A 3582-nucleotide genomic window follows, 5' to 3' on the forward strand; every position below is an offset into this window, starting at 1 on the left:
TCTGGCAGCAGCCGGAGCATCCGCCCCATCCCGGCCGCCCGCCCCATCTCCGCCTGGTGGAACGACTCACCGAGGCCTTCGCCGCGATCGGCAGGAAGGTGGGACATGCCCTGTGGACCAACGAAGTCCGGGGTGGGCAGCCCTGGCGGTGCTATGACGATCTCGACTGCCACGGTCTCCTGCCCGACGAGCGTGAAACGGTGGCCGCCGCGGTCATGGTCTCCACCGGTGCCGTGACCTTCGACAGCCGGGAGGAACTCGCCGCGCAGTTGCGGCCGGACGATCCGGCCGCGGTCGAGCGGTGCCGTCCACTGCTGCGGGCGGCGATGCGGGACTTCGAGGCGACGGTTCCCACGAAGGCTGCCCTCGAGGAGCGCGCGGCGACGGTCCGCGAGGCCCTCGTCCGGGTCCGCCGTCCGGACCCGGCCTTCACCGACGAGGAGATCGTGCGACTCGCGCAGGCTCTGGCCGACACCCAGGTGCGGGACGCCTGTCTGACCACCGCCGTTCCGCCGCGCAGCGAAAGCAGTTTCGCCGCGGAACGGCTCTGGTTCGAACTCGTCCGCCGCACCCCGGAACCCGAACGTGCCGCCCCCGCCACGCTGCTCGGCTATTCCGCCTACCAGCGGGGAGAAGGAGCGCTGGCCAACCTGGCCTTCGACAACGCGCTGGCCGCCGACCCCGGGTATCTGCTGGCCGCCCTCCTCCGGCGCTGCCTCGAACACGGAATCGCGCCGGACACGGTGCGGCATCTCGGTTGTATGGGCGAGGTGGGTCCGCTGGTGGCTCCGGGGCCACCAGGCCGGGAGGGGATCCCCTGAACCGGTCGCCGTCCCGGGGAGCGGCGCCGGTCCCCGGGATGGCCTGCCCCCATGGTCAGCGGCGATCCTGCGTGAACCGCCAGGCATCGCTGACGATGCCGAAGAGGTCGGCGCGTTCCGGTTTCCAGCCGAGCTCGGTGCGGGCCCGGTCGCTGGCGGCTACCAGGATCGCCGGGTCTCCGGCCCGCCGCGGCGCGACCACGGCCGGGATCGGGTGCCCGGTCACCTCACGACAGGTCTCGATCACCTGCCGGACCGAAAAGCCGGTGCCGTTGCCCAGGTTGTAGATCTTGTGCTCGCCCGCGCTCGCGTGCTCCAGAGCCAGCAGGTGCGCATCGGCGAGGTCGGCGACGTGGATGTAGTCCCGCACGGCCGTGCCGTCCTCGGTCGGGTAGTCCTCGCCGTAGATCTGCACCTGCTCGCGGTCGCCGGTGGCCACCTGCAGCACCAGCGGGATCAGGTGGGTCTCGGTGGTGTGCCGTTCCCCGTAACGCCCGTAGGCACCGGCGACATTGAAGTAGCGCAGGCTCACCGCCGCCAGCCCGTGCGCGCGGGCGTAGGTGGTGATGGCGTGGTCGATCGCCAGCTTCGTGGCGCCGTAGGTGTTGGTGGGCTGGGTGGGTGCGGTCTCCGGGATCGGGCTCTCCTCGGGTTCGCCGTAGGTGGCCGCGGTCGAGGAGAACACCAGCCGTTCGGTGCCGTGCTCGCGCATCGCGTCCAGCAGGCGGATCGCGGTGAAGACGTTGCCGTGCCAGTACTTCGCGGGGTCCTGCATCGACTCGCCGACCAGGGACTTCGCGGCGAAGTGCAGCACACCGTCGAAGCCCTCGCCGAGCAGGCCGGCGGTGGCCTCGGCGGCATCGCCCTCGACGAACCGGGCCCCCTCCGGCACCGCGTCGGCGTGCCCGGTCGACAGGTCGTCCACGACGACGACTTCATGCCCGGCCTCCAGGAGGCGGGCCGCACAGACACTGCCGACGTATCCGGCGCCGCCGGTGACGATCAGTTTGCGGGGCTTGCGGTCTTGAGCGGTCGCCATGGTGTCGTCGGGAACCTTTCTCGAAGCGATGAAGGAGGTGACACGGTCAGTGTGGACCATCCGCCTGTGAGTGCCGCACAGGATGGGCCCGCCGGGGCCGGCCGGTCACAGATCGCGGCCGGCCCCGGCCGAGGGCACCGCCACGAAGGTCCGCGGCGGGCGCCACCCCTCGCGCTCGTAGGCAGCGGTCACCGCCTCCTCCACGGCGGTCATCGCCGTTTCGGGCACGAGCGCGATGGCGGAGCCGCCGAATCCGCCGCCGGTCATGCGAGCGCCGAGCGCACCGGCCTCGCGGGCGGCGTCCACCGCGGTGTCGAGTTCGGGAGTGGAGATCCGGTAGTCGTCGCGCATGCTGACGTGGGAGGCGTCCAGGAACGGCCCGATTCCGGCCAGCCGTCCGGCGCGCAGCAGACCGACGACATCGAGCACCCGCTGGTTTTCGGTGACGACGTGGCGCACCAGCGGCACCAGCTCGGCGGGCAGCCGGTCGAGGGTGGCGTCCAGGTCGCCGGGAGCGATGTCTCGCAGCGCCTTGAGCCCGAGCAGGGTGGCGGCGGTCTCGGTGCCCCGGCGGCGCTCGCCGTAGCCGCCGTCGCTGTGCGAATGCTTGGTCCGCGTGTCGATGACCACGACGCGCAGACCGGCCGCGGTGGCGTCGAACGGCACCTGCTCGGTTTCGCCGGACCGGACGTCGAGGAACAGCACGTGCGCCTGCGTGCAGCACAGCGACGCCGTCTGGTCGAGCAGGCCCGTGGGGGCGCCCACGAAGTCGTTCTCCGCGCGCTGCACCCAGCGGGCGATCTCCTGGCGGGCCGGAGCGCCAGGAGCGTCCAGTTCCACCCCGGCGAGGCCCATCAGGGCCAGGGAAACCGCGCATTCGAGCGCATGAGAGGAGGAAAGACCGGCACCGGTGGGCACGTCACCGGCCAGCACCACGTCCGCACCACGGTCGAAGCCGTGGTCACGCAGCACCCAAGCCACGCCCGCGGGATAGGCCGCCCAGCCGTCCACCACACCCGGGGCGAGGTCCGCGATCGCCACCGGTTCGGCCTGTTGGATCTTGCCGTCCGAGCCGAGCGTGGCCACCGACAGCATCCCGTCCTCGCGCGGGGCGGCCGCGGCCGCGAGCCGGTGGGGGAGGGCGAAGGGAAGGACGAAACCGTCGTTGTAGTCGGTGTGTTCACCGATCAGGTTCACCCGTCCTGGTGCCGACCAGACGCCGCGGGGCGTCCGGCCGTGCACCGAGTGGAACGCTTCGGCAGCCTCGTGCGCCTGAGAACGCGCGGAACCCCCCGCGCCGACCGGGCTCTGACTCTCGTTCAACCCTGACCCATCCCGGCGGGGGTCGCCCCGCCTGTTCCTGACCGCCGCGTACCCGCCGGTCCCTCACCGTGCCTGATGCGCCGGAGGTGCCACGGCGGAGGAGAGTTCCGCCCCCACCGGCGCGTCTGTTCACCATGCCATGACGGGGAGAGCCCCGGCTGAGACCTGGGGTGCCTACGTTGGGTGGCCGGAGGGATGCGGACCGTGCGAAGAGAGGGAGGAACTGGAAGGCAAGGCCCCGGCGGTGGGGGTACGGCAAGGGCCCGGCTCGGGAGGCCGGACGGTGCGGGGAGCCGAAACCGCGGGTAATTGAATGCGGTGGGACAGGCCGGCCGCCGTGGCCGGGCAGCGATCCGGCAGCGACCCGGCAGTGGGCCAGCAGTGTGCGGTGGAGACGGT

General features: G+C 72.0%; 3 protein-coding genes. 1 reads left to right on the top strand and 2 read right to left on the bottom strand.

The window, feature by feature from the left end; genetic code table 11:
• A partial coding sequence (locus FNH05_RS34570) for a DUF4192 domain-containing protein (protein WP_144593057.1) occupies nt 1-821 on the top strand: 821 nt, incomplete at its 5' end.
• Between the two features lie 55 nt (nt 822-876).
• Here FNH05_RS34570 and galE read toward each other — a convergent pair.
• Both galE and galK read right to left on the bottom strand, forming a co-directional pair.
• Complete coding sequence (gene galE / locus FNH05_RS34575) at nt 877-1860, bottom strand: UDP-glucose 4-epimerase GalE (protein ID WP_144593058.1); 984 nt, start codon at nt 1858-1860, stop codon at nt 877-879.
• Between the two features lie 105 nt (nt 1861-1965).
• On the bottom strand, nt 1966-3183 hold the full coding sequence (gene galK / locus FNH05_RS34580) for a galactokinase (RefSeq protein ID WP_144593059.1): 1218 nt from the start codon (nt 3181-3183) through the stop codon (nt 1966-1968).
• Nucleotides 3184-3582 lie beyond the last annotated feature (399 nt).

It is taken from the genome of Amycolatopsis rhizosphaerae (genome assembly GCF_007713715.1).
Lineage (GTDB): Bacteria > Actinomycetota > Actinomycetes > Mycobacteriales > Pseudonocardiaceae > Amycolatopsis_E > Amycolatopsis_E rhizosphaerae.

Coding starts and splice junctions, on each gene's coding strand:
- galE (WP_144593058.1), bottom strand. CDS start 1,860: ATGGCGACCGCTCAAGACCGCAAGCCCCGCAAACTGATCGTCACCGGC.